Here is a 460-nt window from a genome sequence, read left to right on the forward strand (position 1 = left end):
GGCGCGCTTTTATTAACGGGAAGTGGCTCAGCTTGGTAGAGCACCTGGTTTGGGACCAGGGGGTCGCAGGTTCAAATCCTGTCTTCCCGATATTTCAAAAACATGGGGCCTTAGCTCAGCTGGGAGAGCGCCTGCCTTGCACGCAGGAGGTCAGCGGTTCGATCCCGCTAGGCTCCACTTACTTGAATATCTTTATGGCGGTGTAGCTCAGCTGGCTAGAGCGTACGGTTCATACCCGTGAGGTCGGGGGTTCGATCCCCTCCGCCGCTACCATAAAGGACCTTTAGCTCAGCTGGTTAGAGCAGACGGCTCATAACCGTCCGGTCGTAGGTTCGAGTCCTACAAGGTCCACCACTCAAAGTTTATATATCGGAGGTATACCCAAGTTCGGCTGAAGGGATCGGTCTTGAAAACCGACAGGCGGCGAGAGTCGCGCGGGGGTTCGAATCCCTCTACCTCC

Annotated in this window: 5 tRNA genes; all 5 read left to right on the plus strand. The window is 55.9% G+C overall.

Going from position 1 to position 460, the window contains the following annotated elements:
• Nucleotides 1-16: 16 nt before the first annotated feature.
• The 5 genes from MR109_RS29710 to MR109_RS29730 all read left to right on the plus strand — a co-directional run bounded on the left by MR109_RS29710 (nt 17) and on the right by MR109_RS29730 (nt 460).
• A tRNA-Pro gene (locus MR109_RS29710) sits at nt 17-90 on the plus strand.
• Between the two features lie 14 nt (nt 91-104).
• Nucleotides 105-177, plus strand: a tRNA-Ala gene (locus MR109_RS29715).
• A gap of 19 nt (nt 178-196) precedes the next feature.
• Nucleotides 197-273, plus strand: a tRNA-Met gene (locus MR109_RS29720).
• A 4-nt stretch (nt 274-277) separates the two neighbouring features.
• Nucleotides 278-354: transfer RNA gene (locus tag MR109_RS29725), tRNA-Ile, on the plus strand.
• Nucleotides 355-371: 17 nt separating this feature from the next.
• A tRNA-Ser gene (locus MR109_RS29730) sits at nt 372-460 on the plus strand.

The organism is Bacillus cereus group sp. BfR-BA-01310 (assembly GCF_022664325.1).
Classification (GTDB): Bacteria; Bacillota; Bacilli; order Bacillales; family Bacillaceae_G; genus Bacillus_A; species Bacillus_A paramycoides.